Here is a 17373-nt window from a genome sequence, read left to right as displayed (position 1 = left end):
ACTTATAATAAAAAGAAGGGAGGAAGAGGGATTTGACCTAAGAAAAGGGGACAAAAATTGCGAGAAAAAAAACGGATTAACTGCTGGAGAGATTGTAGAAGAAGATGCATTATGTATTTACGCAATACGTAACAATTGAAGACACAAACTGTAATTGTAGAAGAGGCTTAAGGCTAGTTATAACTACTTGATGAAAGGTAGAAAAGAGGAAGGAACAGGAGCATGTTGTCACCTAAAATGATCAGAGTCCTGTTAGAATCAAGTCGTCGGAAGTTGAATTAAGAATGATAAAAAGAAAAAGATTATAGTTTATCATAATTATATTATGTAAACTAAATTGTGAAAATACGAAGGAGGATTGATATCAAACTTCGTGATATTTTTTTATGATATAATCCATACCTATTTCGATTAACGTGTTTGCATGTGTATGAAGTCTACGAGCACGATCTTTTAGTAATTCATATTGGGTATTACTAAATGTTGTGGCCATTTGAATTCGATCCTTAGGTTTAATTGGAGCAGCAAATTCTTTAGGTTTCTTATAAGTTGTTAATACATAATCAATTCCTTCAGTAAGTAATTGATTAAATGGAACGTGTTGTTGATTTGCAATTTCTTTAATTTGCTGAAGCAAACATCGGCTAATGGTTGTATTTTTGGTTACACGATCCGCATTATGCGGTCTAATTTTGCTTTCGTAAGGCATATGTAGATCAACTCCTAGGTTAATATTAAATTACGCGAACTACAAGTTACATAGCAAAATTGGAATATGTATAAGTGGAAAATTATAAAAAATGCATTGAAAATGGTAATTAAGTTAATTATAGCATGAATTTGCTGTTTTTTAGTTGATTTTAACTAGCTTCCGAGAATAGATATTATGTCTACTAGTAAATATATGAGAAATAAATTCGAAATTCTTTTACCCTTCTTCACTCTTTATTAAATTAAATATAAAACAAAAAAATCGCCGTATTAGGCGATTTTTAGGTTAATCATATTGGTGGAATACCTTGTACTAGTTGAACGGTTTCAAGTGTACCGGAAAAATGAATTCGAATAAACAAGCAGAAAGTTATAAAATGCTATTTTCACTTTCCTTTTGGGTCTGCACAATTGCCAATTGAAACTCATCATCTTTTTTTAGCCATTGTTGATACGTGGCTTTACTTATTCCTACTTCTTCACAAGTTAATTCAATGGAGAAATTTAAGGAATAGATTTCAATAAATTGTGATTTTCTATTTCTCACGGCTGCCTTTGTGTACTTTAATTTTGAGTTTTCTAATTCGGTAGCACTTATATCTTTGTCCGGAAAGCTTTCATATTTTCTATTTAAATATATTTCACTTTCCTTATATATCCAATTGTAAAATTCCTTAATGGTTTTTCTACCACTAATATATAATCGAAAGAATTTACCTTTACTAATAATTCGGGGTTCAAAACCCTTATTATCTAAAACCTTTTTTAATCCCTCCATAAAATCAAGAGACCCACCCACAAAACTTACAAGGTATCCTCTGGAATAAATATTCCCATCTCCATCAAAATAGCCCCTAACAAAGTGATGAAGGTATTCATTGGGAACATGCGGAAAAAGTACGGAAAGAGATTTGTTTTGTGATATCCCATGGATATTTATCAAGTCTTCCTTTAAAATTTTGCTGTTTAGATTTAGTAGATAAACACCTGTTTTCTTATTTTGTTGTAAAGGATAATTTGATCCTAGTTCAATCTTAATCTTTTCTAATATCTCTGGTTCTTTTTGTGCAATAGTAACGGTCTGCGTTGCACCAGAAATGCACCCGTCTGCAAGAATAAAGCCTAAAATATAAGCCATATTATTTGACCATTCCTTAAAATAAGGTTCATTAAGAGTGTACTGTCGTCTCCAACTTCCAAATGGTCTCAATTCCACAATATGTTCTGCTAATACTTTTCTTATGTATCTAGGACCTACATTAGCAAGCTTTGCAATCTCAGTGATTTCGTTTCCATCCTTATAAAGTTTAATTATTTCATCAAATTCTAAAGTTCTTTTTCTTTTTACCCTTCTATTAATTTCACTCATCATATCATCCCTTCACAAAAGATACGGAACATTTGTTCTTAATCTTATTATAAGAACATACATTCTGGAAATCAACTTTAATATTATGAACTTTTTTCAAGGGAAAAAAGCAAATTTAAAAACGCTGCCCAGCAAAAGAAATCAATGGTTTTTTGAAATAAGTTCCTCCTTAGTACCTGGTGGCTTACTAACCCCTTGACTTATAAAGCAAATGAATTAATACCTCAGGCAAATAGGTTTATTGGCTGAAAAACTTTAAGCTGATTAATTCAAAATTTATTAAATACGCAAATATCTTTGCGTTTATGAAAAACAAGAAAAATATTTTTGCAGTCTTCCTGCTAATCTAGAACATTACATATAGCGTGCAAATATTTTTTGCTCCATTACATAATTCAATACTCCCCTTTCGACAAGCAGTCGGGAAATAAATTATTCTCCTCCAATATAGGTGTTATTTTGAAATAACATCGGCTTTTCAGCAGAATTTTAATGAAATTAATAAATTATTTTTAGGCATTGCTATATCATATATTTATTTTTCAAAAGTCACTAGGTATAATTACATTACATCCATATTGAATTAGAAAATTAATGTACGACCAGGAGTACCCAAGATGAAAATAAAAAATTTATACTTGCAATATTATGATAAGGTCTTTGCAAACGATCTTGATCTAAAGGATTTCTTCATAGGAAACAAAATTTTAGTGTTTAGTCGGTTAAAACTAGTATCTATCGGTCTTGTACTTATATATGGATATTATTTGTATTGTGACTTCATATTATTTAATGGCATAACTGATCCTACATTTACATATACTCTTGCCGGTATTCATTTGTTTGGTTTTCTGCTGTCCATTTGTTTTCTATGTATCTATCCAAAATTTAGAGATAATCAACGTTTCATATATTCAAAGTGGTCTACTTTTATCATTAACTCATATATTACTTTGTACGTTCTTATGGGTGCTGCTGCATCCCTTAATAGTCAACGCCTTACTGGTAATATTGATGCTTATATTATTATCTTAATTAGTGTGGCCGTTTTGTTTCCGATACGTCCAAATCATTTTCTGACCATCGTTTTTTCAAATCACATCGTTTTCCTTATGTTACTTACAAGTTTTAGTCAAAATGCTTTTAGTCTAGTATCAAAACAAATAAATACAACTGCTACTGTTTTAATCTCATGTTTAATATCTTTCACTCTTTTTGTTTATAAAAAAGAGGATCATATTAATAAATTGAAATTAAATGAAAGTATCACCGAACTAAAAAGAATACAAAATGAGTTAAAAATAAAAGCTTCTTTAGACCCACTTACAGGAGTATACAATCGAAGATATGGGATTGAAGTTTTACAAGATGCGTTATTAAGGGCAAATCTTGAGCAAATAGAGTTCACATTATGTTTTATTGATATTAATAATTTGAAAGTAGTGAACGACAAATTTGGTCACCCAGAGGGGGATTATTTAATTCAAACCATATGTAATGTCATTAGAAATGTAGTAAATGAGGAAGATGTTCTTTTTCGATATGGAGGAGATGAATTCATAGTCATCTTTTTTTCAAAGACACCATTGCATGTGGAGAAAACATGGGAAAGAATTCTAACCTTATTAGAACAATTAAGCCATACAACGGATAAGCAGTATCCTTTTTCGGCAAGTCATGGCTTGTTTTATTTTAAGTCGGGTATGGAAATGTCTTTTGATGATATTTTAGAAAATGCGGATAAGGAAATGTATAAAGAGAAATATTTATTTAATGTTAAATAGCCATTTTTTAATTATAAAAAAAGCATGAGGGTCTTATCAACTCCTCATGCTTTCCTAAAACCCTCTTCCCCCACCGCCAGAACGGCCACCACCGCCGCCTCCGCCGGAAAAAGAGGATCCTCCGCCATTATTGTTATTTTGTTGAATTTTTTGCTGTGTAACTCTTGTATTGTAATGCAGGTCCATTTTATTTGTAACTGCGAACGAATTTGAGTCTAAATAAGTATGGGCTGTTGTTGTGGATCGACCTTTATTATACATCGCCATTATTCCGACTGAGATTACGCCAATCCCGATTGCAATCGCCAGATAGGTTAATAGCTCTTTTACCAAATCTCCTTGAGAGCTACTTGATGAATATGGACTATCAGATTGTGCGTAACCTCCTGATGAAGACGAACTGTCTGATTGATCATAACCTCCAGAAGAGGATGAACCTTCGGGAATCCCTTCATTCATTATTGCCTCTAGATCTGACAAAAAGGCCTTCGCGCTTTCACCAAATGCTTCCTCGGTTAGGTATGGATAGACATGATCTAAAACTTCCTCCACGGTTACATCAGGGAAGTAATCAACGATCCTGTCTCTTGTAAAGATATACACTTCACGGTTATCCATATCGATTAGGTAAAGGATACCGTCCTCTGTCCCTCCGTATCCGAATCCGTGACTGTCATAAAAATCACTTGCATATTGTCTTGCTGATTTTCCCTCACTGTCATTGGTGGTGACAATCCGGATGTCCATTTGGAATTGTTCCGTTAAGCTGCTAGCCTGCTCTTGTAATTCTGCCTTTTCAGTATCTGAAAATAAATGGGCCTGATCAAAAACAAGTTCGGTGTTTGCAAATGCTGTAATCGCAAAAGCCAAAAATAATAGGAGGAAAAATGGTATCAAGAGAGCCTTTTTCTTTACCATATAAATAGCCCTCCTAACGATAATACTGCAAAAATACTGGCTGAAATCATGCCGAACCACTTGCTGGCTCTTCCGATACTAATTGGCAAGTCTCCAGCAATTTTACCAGTTTGGCCATTCATCGCAAATACGTATGTCTTGCCTTTAAATTGATACGTAAACATCCAAACTGGTAATAACACATATTTTGCTTTAACTTTTGTTAGTTTTACATTTGTATTATGAATGGAAACCGTGCTATACCCGTGAACCGTTCCTTCAAGCAGGGTTCCTAGATTATCACGTAGGAGGTTTGAGATCCTGCCGTAGACGTCGTTTTGAGTCATATCATATTTTTCGGCAAAAAAACCAGATAAATAGGACATTGAAAAATCGGTTAAATCCTTATAATCATAAGGTTCTAGGATGGTCATAAGCTTGTCATCCATTTTCTTTGAACCGTCAGCAGGCACGTCGCGGAATTTTGCGTTGCCTTCACGCATCACCTTATAATATTTTGTTTCGGTATACCTTGTATCCCCTCTTGTATAGGTTCTGACTCTTCTTGCTTCCCCTTCGATTTTTCCAAATGTGTTACTGTCAAACAACCAAAATGGAACATAGATCCCTGATAATTTTTCTAGCTGTGAATTTGAAGTAAAGAACTTTGGAAGCAGTGGCTTCCCTTTACACCATTTAATAAATAATTCTTCCGCTTTTTTGCGTTCAATTTTAAAAGGAATCACTTTTTCAGGGCGGTATTCTCCCTCCAATTGCCTTGGGATAATCGTTGGATTATGGCAATAATAACAAAAGGTTGCAGCGGTGGTATCATCGGTTACGATTTCCGCTCCACAGCTGCTGCACGTATAGCCTGTTGCTTTCTCATTGAATTCTTGATCTAATTCTTTTGCTTGATGTATGGATTCTGCACTTGTTTCTGCTTCTTCATCTGCTTTTTCATTATTGATAAAATTTTTCACATCATCCTCAGTAAATTCACTTAAACAATAGTCACAGGTCCAATTTTGAGTATCTGCCTTAAAGGCTAATGGTCCCCCGCAGTTTATACATTTATATACGACAACTCCCAACCACTATCACCTCTTATCTTTTGTTTATGGTTGATTAATGCTCAAATCGCGATCCGCATTCTGGGCAGAATTTTGCGCTTTGATTAGTCGGTTTAAACCCGCAATTTTGACATGTCAATTCTTCAGGCTTTTTATTGCCGCAGTTCGAACAGAACTTTCCGCTGTTTTCTTGGCCACAATCACACTTCCAAGTGTCTTTTTTTACTTCCTGTTTTGGCGATCCGCATTCTGAACAGAAATTGCCCGTGTTTGTGTGTCCGCACGAACATTTCCATTGGTTTGCGTTTACTGGTTGTTGATTTTTTTGCTGCCCTGCTTTTTGTTGCATTTGCTGACGATTAGTTTCGGAAGCAGTACCCATGAAACCGCTCGTACCTTGCATCCCCATGCCCATGCCTAAAAATCCTTGCATCGAACCCGCTTCATTGGAGCCGGCAGCCTCTAATCCCCTTGCAATGGCGCCCTGTACATACCCTTCACGAACGGATGGGTCTTGAAGCATTGCACCTTGGTTTCTCATATTTATAAGCTTTTGAGACTCCTCATCGTACGTAATACTGTTGATTCCGACAGATTCAACCTGCATACCGCGCATCCGAGTCCAATCTTCATCAAGGACTTCAGACATATATTTTGCAAGTTCCATTCCTTTTGAAGTTACGTGAGAAATCCGAATGCCATCTGCTGACATTTTATTAATAGCCGTTTGCATAGCATTCATATATTCAGATAAGTACTGGCTATTAATTTCATTGATGTCGACATTTGATTTATTTCGTGGTATGGCTTCCATGTAAAATTTAATTGGGTCCACAATTTTAATTGAATAGGTCCCATGGGCGCGTAAAAATAATTCCGCATTATAAAAATTATCGAAGTAATTAATCGGGTTGCGTGTACCAAACTTTATTCCTTTGATTTCTTGAAGATTGATAAAATATACTTTTTGTGATGTGGATGGAACACCACCAAATTTAAACCGATTAAAAGTTTCGTGTAAAGCTTCTTCAAATTGCCCATTGAATAAGGATGGCTGAGAAGAGTTTACAACTTGGTAATAGCCCTCTTCAGCTGTATAATCAATAATTTTTCCACCATCAACTAATATCATAAATTGATTTGGGTATACATGAACGATGGAGCCATTTGTGATTGTAGAATCTGTTCCTTTAAAGTTTTGATTACGGCGATCTTTTGCGCGAACTTTTACACCAACCGACATGACTGTCGTATCACTCATCGCTTGTGGTTCAATGACCTCAAGCCACTGATCTGCTAAGTTTCCTGTTACCGCACCAACTGCTGCTTTAATAATTCCCATTGATAACCCCTCCTGCATAGAACTTAAGTCTTGTAACTATATGAAATAGATTACTCATTATACGTTAATGATATCAGATTTAAGTGCTTTTCGTTTTCGTTAGCTAGTATTGTTATACGATTTTACTAGGCGAAAGGTTTCATTTAATACTAATTGGAAAAAGGAAAACTGGATGGAAACATCCACCCAGTTTTTATAAACCTTTGACCCATCTTGCAGCCATTTCAATCCAATTTACCACCTCTGGTTGTATATGGTTATCTTTACCTTTTGCTTGTGTTTCTTCAGTACCAAGGGATAATCCATGGACACCTTCCGGATAAATATGCATTTCGAGCGGGACTTTGTGTTTTAATAAGCTATGCGCAAATAGCATGCTGTTTTCAACCGGGACTGCCATATCTGAAACTGTATGCCATAAAAAAGTCGGTGGGGTTTCGTTCGTTACCTGATTTTCTAAGGATAAAAATTCCCTGCTCTGTTGGTCTTCGAACTTTTCTCCCAATAACGCCTTAAAGCTGCCTTCATGTGCATGAGGACCAGAGGAAATAACAGGATAGCTTAAAATTAGCCCATTTGGTTTAATCTGTTCTTTTGCAAAGGTGATTTGTTCTGCTAGAAATTCTTTATTCCAGAATACTCCTAAACTAGCTGTTAAATGACCGCCAGCTGAAAAGCCCATGACAATGACTTTGTTGGGATCAACATTCCAGGTTTCGGCATTTTCGCGAATTAAGCCAATTGCACTTGCTAACTGGCAGAGGGATGCCGGGAAAACAGATGGCTCCACACTATATCTTAAAACACTTGCGTGGTATCCTCGACTAAGCATCTGTATGGCAACTGGTTCTGCTTCACGGTCAGATGTATGTACATAGCCTCCACCTGGGCAGATGACAATCATAGGTCTTTTGCGGTCTGGGTCTATACTTTGTGAGTTATCGAGTAAATATGTAAAGAAATCTGCTTTATCGTTGTTATGGAATAACTCATATTTTTCATGAATCATTGTTCTCACACCTTTTATGAAAGTATTATTTATAGGTTTTCGACATTTATTTTTGACTTCCTGCTGTTAAAATGAAAAAAGGCTGGAAATCCAGCCTTATTCATAACGTAATGCGTCAATTGGACTAAGTTTTGAGGCTTTATTTGCCGGCAATATCCCAAAAATGATACCAATGAACGCGGAGAACCCAACGCCAATGAGCACGATAAGGGGGCTAACGGTTGCAGAGATTGGTGCAAATTTCGTAACAATAATTGTCCCCAATGTTGCTAAGCCAATACCCAATAATCCTCCCAATGAGGTTAATGTCATCGATTCAATTAAGAATTGGAGTAAAATTCGGCCGCGTGTTGCTCCAAGTGCTTTACGCAAACCAATTTCACGCGTTCTTTCGGTAACAGAAACGAGCATGATGTTCATAACACCTATTCCGCCGACTAGTAAGGAGATGCCTGCAATACTTCCGATTACTAACGTCATAATGGTAAGAACAGTATTGACTTCTTCTTCATATTCAGAGAAATCGTTCACTGTATACATCCCGTCTTCCAGTTTTTTGGATCTAGTTAAGGCATCCGCCGCTGAACGACCAATTTCGGAAATACGTTCCGGGTCATCCGCGATTATTGCTAAGCGCTCAATTTCCCGATTGCCAAACATCATCGAAATGACACCACGTGGCATAAGCATTTCGCCTGATTCATTATAACGATATTGTTCGGGGATTGGTGATTCATAAACACCCACAAGCTTGTATGGATTTCCATTTAGGTCGACAATTTCTCCGATAATATCTTCTTTATCTTTAAAGAATTTTTCTTTTGCGACTGTATCAATCATGACAACTCGATTTCTTCCATCATTGTCTCTTGTATTGATTGGCCGTCCTTCGACAATTTGGATATCACGAGCTGTAAAGAACTCAGGTCCTACTCCGGTAATCTCCATATCAGCTTGCATATCATTATAGATCATCGGACCCCAACCTTGGTTTGTAGCGATAACTGCTTTTACACCAGGAACCTGAGCTAGGGTTACGACATCTTCAGAGGATAATTCAGGTTCAATCCAGGCCATCTCTGATTCTTCTTCACCTTCTTTTGGCATCGGCTGATACCAAAGATCCACTGCATTTTTTTCAAGGCTGAATAAATCTTCTGTCATTTTCGTTTTTGCACCTTGTCCAATCGCGACAATAATTATAACTGCTGCGACGCCAATGATGATTCCAAGCATTGTTAAAATAGACCGTACTTTATGATTCCATATCGAGGATAATGCTACTTTAAAGCTTTCCAATAGACTCATAGTCCTCTCCTCTGATCATCCGTTATCAACCCATCCTTTAAGGTGATAACCCTATTTGCGTATGCTGCAACTTCTTCCTCATGAGTTACAATAATGACGGTTCTACCTTCGTTATTTAATTGAACCATCAACTCCATTATTTGTTCACTCGTTTTGGAGTCAAGAGCACCGGTTGGTTCATCTGCTAACACAATCGAAGGATTATTGACAAGAGCCCTTGCAATCGCAACCCTTTGTTTTTGTCCACCTGAAAGCTGATTCGGCAAATGCTTTACACGATCTCCAAGTCCTACCTTGTCTAACATTTGTTTAGCCCTTTCGGTTCGTTCCCGCTTTGAAATACCCGCATAAATAAGCGGAGATTCTACATTTTTAAGTGCATTATGGCGTGGTAACAGAAAGAACTGCTGAAACACAAAGCCGATGTGCTCGTTTCGTAATTTTGCTAGTTTTTTATCCTTGACCAGCCCTATTTTTTCATCATTCAATTCAAATGATCCTGAAGTTGGCGAATCTAGAAAACCAATAATATTCATTAAAGTGGATTTCCCGGACCCCGATGGACCCATAATGGCAATAAATTCCCCGTCTTCAATGGTTAAATCAATCCCGTGCAGAACCGGTACCTCAAGTGCACCATTTCCATATACCTTTGTAATCTTACTCAATTTCATCAAAGGAGGTCACTTCCATTCCGTCGTACATTCCTTCGTATGGTGTTATAACAACAAGCTCATCCTTTGTAACACCTTCTGTAACTTGGATAAATTCATCATTCATTGAACCTGTTTGAACTTCACGTCTTTGTAAGAGTCCGTCTGCTAGGACGTATACAACCGCTACTCCACCTTCGTCCAAAATAGCAGTATGCGGAATAACTGGAAGAATTTCAGTTCCAGGAATTCTTACCTCAAGTGAAACGTGAAAGCCATGACGAAGCTCAGAAGTATCGTCTGTTATAGCAACCTTGAATGGGTACATTGTGACATTTCCTCCACCACCCATACCATAGAACTCCCCTTCACCGCCGCCAGTTTCATTTGGGAAATGGGAAACGGTTTCGATTGCACCCTTCCATTCGCGATCCTTAAATACCTTTGGACGTACAATTACTTCTTGACCTTGTTGGATTTTAACTGCATCAAATTCACTCATTGTACCAATAACCTTATACGGTTTATTGGAAATGGTATGTATGACTGGCTCATTTGCACCCGCTTCTGTTGCGGAAACATTTTTATTGATTTTAACAATGACTCCATCGATTTTACTTACAACTGTCATTTCTTTTTTCTGATTTGTTATTTCTGTAATTCTTTCGTTTGCTGCTGTAATCTCTGATTTCGTATTTTCATATTGCAGCTCCATTTGAACCTTTTCACTTGTGAGCTGGTTAACATCTTCAATCACGACTTCTTCTACTTGTGCTGGTTCTGTGCCTTCTTCAGTCTCAGGAGCTTCCGACTTTGGCTTATTTTTTTGTGCAGCTAGAGCTTTTTTAGCCTCTTCAATTCGTTTATTTAGTGCCGCAATTTGGTTTTGTTCCGTTTTTGCTCTCGTCTGTATTAAGTCTCTTTCTCTAGTAGCACGGGTTATCTCGGTGTCTAGTTTTGAAGAATCATAGACAAATAGAGGATCTCCAGCTTTAACAGTTTGGTTTTCATCTACCTTATATTCGCTGATTTCTCCATGCTCTGGATTTAAGAAAACCTTCTGCTCACCTTCAGGTACGATTTCCCCTGTTACTAGAATCGTTTCAATTAATTCTTGCTCCTTTGCTTTTTGAACAGTTACATTTACTTCTTCAGTTTCTCCTCCAACAGATGCCACGCTCTTTTCCTTCATCAAAAAGGCTGCTGCACCTCCTGCGATTGCCAGGACACCAACAATCGACAAGATCCAAATTAAAACCTTCTTTTTCTTCACCAGACTTCCCCCTATATAGTTCTCATTTCATTGGGTAAATGTTGAATTTGAGTAAAAATATCCAAATTTATCCCTAAATAGTAAGACGGCATAGACTGCCAAAAGGTTTCATTTTTTTTTAAAAATTTTAAATTTCATAGGATCAAAGACTAAAATCCCCACATTTTGATGTCTTCGTCTTTGTGACCCACATCATGTGAGCCTAAAAAGGACCAACTAGGTAAAAACTAGTTGATCATTCATTAAAAATCATCCATAGTGCCCTCTTTTTGGTCGCTCGAAATAACATTCATTACAGATTGCAAACGAAAAGCCGATGGGGAGGTTTTTCCCGCAACATTTGCATCCTCGTTTGGTTGACTGGATTCCACTCTTTAATTGTTCATGTATCTTGTCACTAATTTCTTCGCGTACCCTTTCCCAATAATGTGCCTCAGTCTGTTTTCCTAATTTATATAAGAATAACAAGTGAAGACCAACAGCTTTATATGAAAGTTCAAGCTCCTCTAATCCAGAATCTTTTAGGATTGGATCTGGTAATGGGGCACCATCGACAACCGCCTCGAGAGTTTTCTTCCATTGTGCACGAAGTGACGGTTCATTTGATGAAAATGGTAAATGCAAAAATCCATATAGATCAGGTAACGAAAGCTTTGCCTCGATAATTGTATCTTCAACCAATTCATTCAGCATTCTTTCCTCAGAAAGAGTGGCTTTTTTTGTACCCTCAGGGCTTTTGAATTGATCCCAAAGGTAGAAGAACATCCTCATTTTTCGAGAGTATTTTTGGAAACGTTCCAGCACCGCATTTGTAGGTGCGATCGCAAAGCCCTCGAGCGGGTCATCCTCTTGCTCCAATAGTCGTGTCATTGTCTTTATATCACTTGTAAAAGCGACTTTTCCGATATCATAAATACCTCGTCTTCCGGCCCGTCCTGCTATTTGCTTTACTTCCTGAGAGGTTAATAATCTTCTTCTCGTTCCATCAAATTTGTCATTTTCTAAAAACACAATCCGTTGAATCGGCAGGTTTAACCCCATTCCGATTGCATCGGTCGCAACAATGACGGTTGTTTCCCCATCATTAAAACGTTGAATTTGTTTTTTGCGTGTTTCAGGTGGCATACTGCCGTAGATCATACTTACCCGGCGACCGCTCCTTTGTAGCTCAGATGCTGTTTCGAGCACTCTTCTTCTTGAAAAACAAACAAGGGCGTCCCCATTTCGAGTATGATTCAAACGAAACGCATGTGGTTCCACTTCTAATGGTACATCCCGATGATATTCGTGCACTTCCACATTGGAGTTACCAAGCAACTGAAGGATCATCCATTTTGCATGAAAGCTACAAATGATGTGAACCTCTTCTGCGTTAGCATTTGTAATGGCTTTATACCAAGAGAAGCCTCGATCTTTATCCGAAATCATTTGTGCCTCATCAATCACAACCACTTCATAAAAGTCTTTTTCTCTTAGCATTTCAACGGTTGCTGAAAGATGATTTGCGCCTTCTACAACTTTTTCTTCTTCACCTGTTTTTAAATTGCATGGAACACCTTCAACGTTCAATGTTTCGTAAATTTCAAGTGCTAATAATCGTAATGGAGCTAAATAGATCCCGCTCCTGGCATCCTTCATTCGTTGAATTGCTTGAAAGGTCTTTCCGGTATTTGTTTCTCCAACATGTAGACTGTATTGGATATTTCTTCCTGGGGATAGATGGTAGGCGCGTCCGAAAATATCCTCCATCATTTTTTGCTCTTCTTCCTTTTGGCGTCGAAGTTCCTTTTCTTCCTTTTCGGCCCGTTCTTTCCGCTCCGTAATATCCCGTTCAAATACTTGTTTATGTATGTCCAAATCAAATGGAATATCAATCAATTTTACAAGATCGGACACATATTCCTCTAAAATATCTTCAAATAAATCATCACGTACATCTAGAAAGTATTCATATGCTACTTCCTGTAAAAATGCATCTGATAATGGTTCACTAAAGCTATTTTTACACTCTGCGAATATATGTTCTGGTAAGTGAGATTTTAACCAATGAGGTCCAAAATCCATGAGTTGATGTAAAATGAGATCCTCATATTGTTCGATTAAATTTTCTTGATAGAAATAACGGTTATGTGCGAGCTCGGTTTCTTTGTATAAATAAGCGGAGAAAGTGATATCGTCCGATGATAAAACCATACCTTTTTGCTCAATTTCGATTGATAAATGGCTCCCTAGTAAATAACGAATCCTAAGATAGAGTTCATCATAATGGTCACTAAGGATTTCATTAAGATAAAAGTTAAGCTTCATTATGAATTTTCGCTTTTTTTCTCTCTCCTGTTGTTTTTTCAATCGAGCTTTATAGTCTTTTCTTGCAATACGATATTTTTGAACCCATTTTTCAGTGTCATTTGCAAACGTTTCTTCAAGCCAACTAACTAAATCATGAGCTTCTACATCGCGAATCTCTGTTCGAAATAATTTATTAAGCAGCTTTTTTGCAATACCTTCTACCTCAAAGCCCCGTTCAGCTAAATAGGCTTTTTTTTCGGAAATTGGCGCTTGAACTGCCGTATTTAGCCAAGCGTTTTGCCAGAGTTGATTGATAAAAGCCCCACGTTCACGCACATATTGTTCATAAGTAGAGATTTCTTCTTTTTGTTCTAAGTAATGATGGATATCATCCATTATCATCTGTTTCGCCCGTATGATTGCTTGATTATAGTACTGTTCAAGTTGATTGCTCATATAATTGCTCCTTGCCAACATGTCGTATTGCTTTTAGTTTATATAAGAAGGGTAAAAATATTTATGTTATATAGGATGATATTACCACACCTATATGCTTGATCTGTTTGATACAATTTTAAAGATAAAGTTAATCAGGAGGACAACATCATGAAAAGACGATATATCTTCCTATCTATTTTGTTGGTTGTGATATTTGTTGGTGGATTGTTAACAGGGACGATGCTTTCAAACCAAAATCAACATGAAAATAAATTAACGAAGAATGCCCCTTATTCATCCAAAACGCCGGTACCCAAAGAATTGCCGAAGCTTGATAAAACGCAATCTAAGGTTTTAGTTGGGTATGTTCAGGATTTTCGTGATCCAAATCAAATCGATTATTCGAAACTTACACATATTATCTTCTCCTTTGTTCATCCAACAAAGGATGGACAAATTCTATTTACAGGTGATCACGCAACTAAGAATCTGAGAAGCATGGTTGCAAATGCACATAAACATCATACAAAAGCGATGCTTGCCGTTGGTGGTTGGTTCCATATGAATGGCGGCGAATCTTATGGTTATTTTTCAGCGGCACTGGCAAACCCAAATTCTCAATCAAAGCTCGCAGATGAGCTAATGGGAGTAGTTGAACGTGAAAATCTTGATGGGATTGATATTGATTTTGAACATCCCCGAACAGATGCAGATGCGAAGAATTTACATCAATTTATGAAAACATTAGGTGACAAGCTGCATGCCCAAAACAAGGAGTTGTCAATTGCCGTTCATTCAAAAATTCACGCACAAACATTAACAGAGCTTGGATATGTAAAATATGAACCGAATATGTTTCAATATGTCGATTATGTTAATATTATGGCATATGATGGTCAATGGGATGGCGGCTATCATGCCGAAAATTTATCTCCGTATCCATTTTCCGAGAGTATTGTGGGCTACTGGTCGAACCTGTTTGATGCACACAAATTGCCTAAGGAAAAACTTGTATTAGGTGTTCCATTTTATGGACAACCTGCCGATGTAAACATCAAGCAAGTATCATATGAAGCCATTATTGCAAACAATACTGAAAACGCAGGTAAAGATTCTGTCGTTATGAATGGTACAACGTATTATTATAATGGAAAATCAATGATGACAAGAAAAACGGAGCTTGCCTTAAATCACGGTTTTGGCGGCATGATGATCTGGGAACTTGGTCTTGATGCAAAAGGGAAATACAGTCTTACAAATACCATGTATGAATCGGTAACAGCGGCCAATATAAAGAACTATTATACACTGAAAAAATAAATTAGCTGTCATGTTTTTTTGATTTTCAACCATCCTAAAAATGGAGGTGAAATACATGGCAAATCGTAATCCAGTTGAATTTACAGGAAAAGTATTAGATAAACGAAATACCCTAACAGGTCCTGATGATGAAAATAGAGTTGGACATCCAAAAAGACCACAAAATGTACAGATTAATAAGGATAAATAACGCAGCAAAAAGTGATTCTAGAGAATCACTTTTTTTAGGATGGTGCTACAAGCTAGTTTTATAAAGATTTTTTTAATTGGGGATGATAATCCTATAAGGAGGAGTCCCTATAATGGCAAATAGCGAAAGTAAAATAAATGACAATCCGATCCGCGAACAGATAAGAAAGAGAAATGCAACTGATTTTAGCAGCTCATCGCTTAGGAGAATTGCACTTACACACTTGAGTCGAAAAAGGTAAAAAACGTTAGGGTCATGTCCCTAACGTTTTATCGTGTTAACGAAAAGCAAATTGCAGTTCCTCATACAATTTTATATATTCTTTGGAAGAAGCATTCCAGCTAAAATCAAGTTTTAGTGCTTTTTCTGAAAGCTCCTTCCATTTCCTTGGTTGAAAACGATACAACCAAATCGCCCGCTCAACTGTATACAACATGTCGTGTGCATTATAATTCGTGAAGCTAAAGCCATTCCCTTTGCCCGTAAACTCATTGTAAGGTTGAACAGTATCCTTAAGTCCACCTGTCTCTCTCACAAGTGGGAGCGCCCCATAGCGGAAAGCGAGTAATTGACCAATCCCACAAGGCTCAAATTGAGATGGCATTAAAAATAAATCAGAACCCGCATAGATTTTTCTGGAAAGCCCTTCATCAAAAAAGATATTAACTGAAACTTTTGATGGATATCGGGATGCTAGTTCACGGAAGGCATCCTCATAATGGCTTTCGCCTGTTCCAAGCAAAATAAACTGTACATTTTGGTTAAGAATTTCTTCAAATACATGCAAAACAAGGTCAATACCCTTTTGTTCAACAAGTCGTGTAATCATTGAAATAACTGGTATTTCATCATTAACTGGTAAACCAAGTTGCTTTTGTAAGGCCCTTTTATTCTCCATTTTTCCTTCATACGTATCATAAAAGCTAAAAATCGCCTTGTCTGAAGCGGGATTATAATTTTCATCGTCAATCCCATTTACAATTCCTTGCAATTCAGAATTTCGTTTTCGTAAAAATCCATCTAACTGTTCACCGAAATAAGCTGTTTGTATTTCGTTTGCATAGGTTGGACTTACAGTTGTAAGGGCGTCAGCAAAGGACAATCCAGCCTTCATATAACTGACATTCCCAAAAAACTCAACCCCGTCTATATGAAAATAACGTTCACTCACATCAAGTAATTCGCCTAAAACAGATTTCGGGTAAACCCCTTGATAGCGAAGATTATGAATTGTAAATACTGTTTTAATCCGCTGGTAGTCAGGATGGTTCGAATAATGTGCATTTAATAAAAGTGGAATCGGTCCAGCTTGCCAGTCATGACAATGAATCACATCTGGCTTTTTCTCCAGATATGGGATTGCTTCCAGCACCGCTCTCGAGAAGAATGCAAACCGCTCTCCATCATCATAAAAACCGTAGCTGCCATACCGTTTAAAATAATATTCATTATCTAAAAAATAATAGCTAATTCCATTGTGGACTAATTTTTCGATGCCGCAATATTGTCGCCGCCATCCTAATGGAACCTCGATAATACGTTCTAATACAAGCTGATCCTTATACTTGTCAGCCAGGTCACCATATTTTGGAAGGATTACATTTACATGAATCCCTTCCTGTTGTAAAGCATTTGGTAAAGCCCCTATTACATCCCCTAGTCCGCCTGTTTTAATAAATGGAGCACACTCTGATGCTGCGAATAATACGTTCATGAT

The 17373-nt window shown here is 37.0% G+C and carries 15 protein-coding genes; 4 read left to right on the top strand and 11 right to left on the bottom strand.

The genetic code is table 11. The features are described from left to right. Positions 1-364 precede the first annotated feature (364 nt). Together LKW28_RS10450 and LKW28_RS10445 are read right to left on the bottom strand one after the other, a co-directional pair. The gene (locus LKW28_RS10450) at positions 365-709 is read right to left on the bottom strand and encodes a hypothetical protein (protein WP_229140302.1); all 345 of its coding nucleotides are present in this window, start codon (positions 707-709) and stop codon (positions 365-367) included. Positions 710-1081: 372 nt separating this feature from the next. Beyond that, positions 1082-2080, bottom strand: coding sequence for an LAGLIDADG family homing endonuclease (locus LKW28_RS10445; protein ID WP_229140301.1), 999 nt, complete (start codon positions 2078-2080; stop codon positions 1082-1084). 617 nt (positions 2081-2697) lie between these two features. Between LKW28_RS10445 and LKW28_RS10440 the strand changes: the two genes are divergently transcribed. After that, a complete protein-coding gene (locus LKW28_RS10440; RefSeq protein WP_229140300.1) occupies positions 2698-3864 on the top strand; it encodes a GGDEF domain-containing protein in 1167 nt (388 codons plus the stop codon). 54 nt (positions 3865-3918) lie between these two features. On the opposite strand, the gene LKW28_RS10435 is transcribed toward LKW28_RS10440, so the two are convergent. The 8 genes from LKW28_RS10435 to LKW28_RS10400 form a co-directional block, all read right to left on the bottom strand. Beyond that, the gene (locus tag LKW28_RS10435; RefSeq protein WP_229140299.1) at positions 3919-4782 is read right to left on the bottom strand and encodes a TPM domain-containing protein; all 864 of its coding nucleotides are present in this window, start codon (positions 4780-4782) and stop codon (positions 3919-3921) included. Then, the gene (locus LKW28_RS10430) at positions 4776-5855 is read right to left on the bottom strand and encodes a hypothetical protein (protein ID WP_229140298.1); all 1080 of its coding nucleotides are present in this window, start codon (positions 5853-5855) and stop codon (positions 4776-4778) included. Before LKW28_RS10430 ends, LKW28_RS10435 begins: the two co-directional genes overlap by 7 nt. Before the next feature lie 34 nt (positions 5856-5889). Continuing rightward, on the bottom strand, positions 5890-7176 hold the full coding sequence (locus LKW28_RS10425) for an SPFH domain-containing protein (protein ID WP_229140297.1): 1287 nt from the start codon (positions 7174-7176) through the stop codon (positions 5890-5892). Positions 7177-7369: 193 nt separating this feature from the next. Then, positions 7370-8185: an alpha/beta hydrolase gene (locus tag LKW28_RS10420; RefSeq protein WP_229140296.1), complete on the bottom strand. Its 816-nt coding sequence runs from the start codon at positions 8183-8185 to the stop codon at positions 7370-7372. Positions 8186-8281: 96 nt separating this feature from the next. Beyond that, positions 8282-9493, bottom strand: coding sequence for an ABC transporter permease (locus LKW28_RS10415; RefSeq protein ID WP_229140295.1), 1212 nt, complete (start codon positions 9491-9493; stop codon positions 8282-8284). After that, on the bottom strand, positions 9490-10170 hold the full coding sequence (locus tag LKW28_RS10410) for an ABC transporter ATP-binding protein (protein WP_229140294.1): 681 nt from the start codon (positions 10168-10170) through the stop codon (positions 9490-9492). The genes LKW28_RS10415 and LKW28_RS10410 overlap by 4 nt, the downstream gene beginning before the upstream one ends. Further along, positions 10154-11419 carry a biotin/lipoyl-binding protein gene (locus LKW28_RS10405; protein ID WP_229140293.1) on the bottom strand — a complete coding sequence of 422 codons (1266 nt, stop codon included), beginning with the start codon at positions 11417-11419 and terminating at the stop codon, positions 10154-10156. The genes LKW28_RS10410 and LKW28_RS10405 overlap by 17 nt, the downstream gene beginning before the upstream one ends. Before the next feature lie 249 nt (positions 11420-11668). Next, a complete protein-coding gene (locus tag LKW28_RS10400) occupies positions 11669-14164 on the bottom strand; it encodes a DEAD/DEAH box helicase (protein WP_229140292.1) in 2496 nt (831 codons plus the stop codon). Positions 14165-14314: 150 nt separating this feature from the next. Between LKW28_RS10400 and LKW28_RS10395 the strand changes: the two genes are divergently transcribed. The 3 genes from LKW28_RS10395 (at position 14315) to LKW28_RS22975 (ending at position 15897) form a co-directional block, all read left to right on the top strand. Continuing rightward, positions 14315-15466, top strand: a complete 1152-nt coding sequence (locus LKW28_RS10395; RefSeq protein WP_229140291.1) for a glycoside hydrolase family 18 protein — start codon at positions 14315-14317, stop codon at positions 15464-15466. Between the two features lie 55 nt (positions 15467-15521). Further along, on the top strand, positions 15522-15656 hold the full coding sequence (locus LKW28_RS22980; protein ID WP_267497965.1) for a hypothetical protein: 135 nt from the start codon (positions 15522-15524) through the stop codon (positions 15654-15656). Between the two features lie 112 nt (positions 15657-15768). Beyond that, entirely contained in the window at positions 15769-15897 is a 129-nt protein-coding gene (locus tag LKW28_RS22975; protein ID WP_267497964.1) for a hypothetical protein, read from the top strand. A gap of 36 nt (positions 15898-15933) precedes the next feature. On the opposite strand, the gene glgA is transcribed toward LKW28_RS22975, so the two are convergent. Then, positions 15934-17370 carry a glycogen synthase GlgA gene (gene glgA, locus LKW28_RS10390; protein ID WP_229140290.1) on the bottom strand — a complete coding sequence of 479 codons (1437 nt, stop codon included), beginning with the start codon at positions 17368-17370 and terminating at the stop codon, positions 15934-15936. Between the last annotated feature and the right edge of the window lie 3 nt (positions 17371-17373).

Source organism: Bacillus sp. REN16, from assembly GCF_020731355.1.
Classification (GTDB): Bacteria; Bacillota; Bacilli; order Bacillales; family Bacillaceae_L; genus Ferdinandcohnia.
The sequence above is the reverse complement of the archived record's forward strand: the minus strand, read 5'-3'. Positions and strand labels throughout refer to the sequence as shown.